Annotated in this window: 1 protein-coding gene; it reads right to left on the reverse strand. The window is 69.8% G+C overall.

Annotated elements, in window-relative coordinates; genetic code table 11:
* Positions 1–3,092, reverse strand: a 3,092-nt coding sequence (locus AMK21_RS33510) for a type I polyketide synthase (protein ID WP_143194927.1), incomplete at both ends; no start/stop codon positions are given.

The following is a 3,092-nucleotide window of genomic DNA, read 5'->3' on the forward strand; positions in this document are numbered from 1 at the left end:
GCCGCAGTTCGGGACGCGCCTGGATCGAGGAGAGCAACCGGGCGGCCTGACCGCGCAACGCTTCGGGGGTCTTGCCGGACAGCACCCACGGCACCACCGCCGGCTCCTTCACAAGGGGGTCCGTGACCACCGTGCCCCGGATCACCGGAGACGGCTGCTCCAGGATCACGTGCGCGTTCGTCCCACTGATCCCGAACGACGACACACCCGCACGCCGCACCCGGTCCGTCTCCGGCCAGGGCGTCGGCCGTGTCAGGAGTTCCACCGCCCCCGCCGACCAGTCGACGTGCGAGGACGGTTCGCTCACGTGGAGGGTCTGCGGTACGACACCGTGTCGCATCGCCATCACCATCTTGATGACACCCGCGACACCGGCAGCAGCCTGCGTGTGACCCAGGTTGGACTTCACCGAACCCAGCAACAACGGACGCTCCGGATCACGGTCCCGCCCATACGTGGCCAGCAATGCCTGCGCCTCGATCGGGTCGCCGAGGGTGGTGCCGGTGCCGTGCGCCTCGACGGCGTCCACATCATCCGGTGTGAGCCCACCACTGGCCAGCGCCTGACGGATCACCCGCTGCTGCGAAGGACCGTTCGGGGCGGTCAGACCGTTGGACGCACCGTCCTGGTTGACCGCCGAACCCCGCACCACCGCCAGGATCTCGTGACCGTTACGAACCGCGTCCGACTGCCGCTCCAGCACCAGCATCCCGACACCCTCCGACCAGCCGACACCATCGGCCGACTCCGAGAACGCCTTGCACCGGCCATCAGGGGCCAGACCCCGCTGACGCGAGAACTCCACGAAGGTTCCGGGAGTCGACATAACCGTCACACCGCCGGCCAGCGCCAGCGAGCACTCACCGCTGCGCAGCGCCTGCATCGCCCAGTGCATCGCCACCAGCGACGACGAACACGCCGTGTCCACCGTCACCGCCGGACCCTCCAGCCCCAGCGCGTACGACACCCGGCCCGAGGCCACGCTTCCCGCGCTGCCACTTCCCTGGAAGCCCTCGAACTCGGGTCCCTGCAGCACGATGCCGTAGTCGCTGTACATCACGCCCGCGAACACACCGGTCGCGGTTCCCTTGAGCGAGACCGGGTCGATCCCGGCCGTCTCGATCGCCTCCCAGGAGGCTTCCAGCAGCAGCCGCTGCTGCGAGTCCGTCGCCAGGGCCTCGCGGGGCGACATGCCGAAGAACGCGGGGTCGAACGCGCCGGCATCGTGCAGGAACCCGCCGTGACGGGTGTACGACGTGCCCTTGTGGTCGGGGTCAGGGTCGTAGAACCCGTCGAGGTCCCAGCCCCGGTTCGTCGGGAAGCCGGACACGGCGTCGGCGCCCTCGGTGACCAGCCGCCACAGGTCCTCCGGCGAGGCGACCCCGCCCGGATACCGGCAGCTCATCCCCACGACCACGATCGGGTCATCGGCGATCCCCCGGCCGGGCAGGCCTGCCGCCACCGGCAGAACCTCCGGTGCGTCCGCACCCAGCAGCTCCTCCAGGAGATGGTCCACGAGAGCCTGGACGGTGGGGTAGTCGAAGGCCATCGTGGCCGGCAGTCGCAGCCCGCTGGCCGTGTTGAGGCGGTTGCGCAGCTCGACCGCGGTGAGGGAGTCGAAGCCCAGGTCGCGGAAGGCGCGGCCGGGATTGACCGCGTTGCCGTCAGCATGACCGAGTACGAGGGCGACCTGCCCGCGAACCAGGTCCACCAGCACTTCCTGACGCTCGACGACACTGAGCGCGGCCAGCCGCTCCACCAGCCCCGCAGCCGTCGCCGAACCCGCCGCCGCAGCCGCACGCCGCGACCGCACCCGGATCAGCGAACGCAACAACGGCGGCACCTCACCCTGCGCACGCAGGACCGGAAGATCCAGCCGCACCGGCGCCACCACAGCACCACCCGACGCCAGAGCCGCATCGAACAGCGCCACACCCAGGCCCACCGACAACGCCGGCACACCCGCACGCGCCATCCGCTCCGCATCAGCATCCGTCAAGGTCCCCGTCATCCCACCCGACTGGTCCCACGGACCCCAGGCGAGCGACACACCCGGCAGACCCTCCGCCCGACGACGCTCCATCAACGCATCCAGGAACGCGTTGCCCGCCGCGTAATTGCCCTGCCCCGCACTCCCGAACATCGCGGCGATCGAAGAGAACACGACGAAGGCTGACAGGTTCTGGTCGCGTGTCAGTTCATGCAGGTGCCATGCGGCGTCGGCCTTGGGCCGCAGGACCTTGTCCAGCCGTTCCGGGGTGAGCGAGCCCACCACACCGTCGTCCAGCACACCCGCCGCGTGCACCACGGCCGACACCTCGTGCCGGGACAGCACCCGCTCCAGAGCACCCCGGTCCGACACGTCACACGCCTCGACCACGATCTCGGCGCCCAGCTCCGTCAACTCATCGACCAGCGCTTCGGCACCCTCAGCACCGAGACCGCTACGACTCACCAGCAACAACCGCCGCACACCGTGCTCAACCACCAGATGCCGCGCCGTCACCGCACCCAGACCACCCGTACCACCAGTGATCAGCACACTGCCCTCACCGGCCCACACGAGGCCCGCGTCGTGCTCCGTGAGGGGTTGACGTACGACACGGCCAGCCAGGACGTCGCCGTTCCTGATGATGAGCTGGGGCTCGTCCGCGCGCAGCGCGGCCGATGGGAGGGTGATGGTTTCGGTCGGGTCCAGGTCGATGAGCCCGAAGCATCCGGGGTTCTCCGACTGCGCGGACCGTACGAGACCACGCACCGCGGCCGCCGCCAGGTCCTGGCCGCCCACCGCACCACGCGTCACGAAAACGAACCGGGACTCCGCGAACCGCCCGTCCGACAAACGCTCCTGCACCAGCCCCAGCACCCGCGACGTCAACGCCCGCACCACATCCGTGACATCCCCCGCCGGCTCACCCACCACCGGAATCAGCACCACATCAGGCGCTTCGGATGCGGACGAGGCAGATTCGACGGTGACACCGGCATCGCGCAGGATGTCGGTCAGGCCGAGGACGTCGTGGCCCTCCAGCGCGACCGTCTGCGGAACGTCAACGACCGCACCGGATGCCGGCGTCCAGTCGAGGCGGAAG

The sequence above is a fragment of the Streptomyces sp. CB00316 genome, assembly GCF_001905595.1.
In the GTDB taxonomy this organism is placed as follows: domain Bacteria; phylum Actinomycetota; class Actinomycetes; order Streptomycetales; family Streptomycetaceae; genus Streptomyces.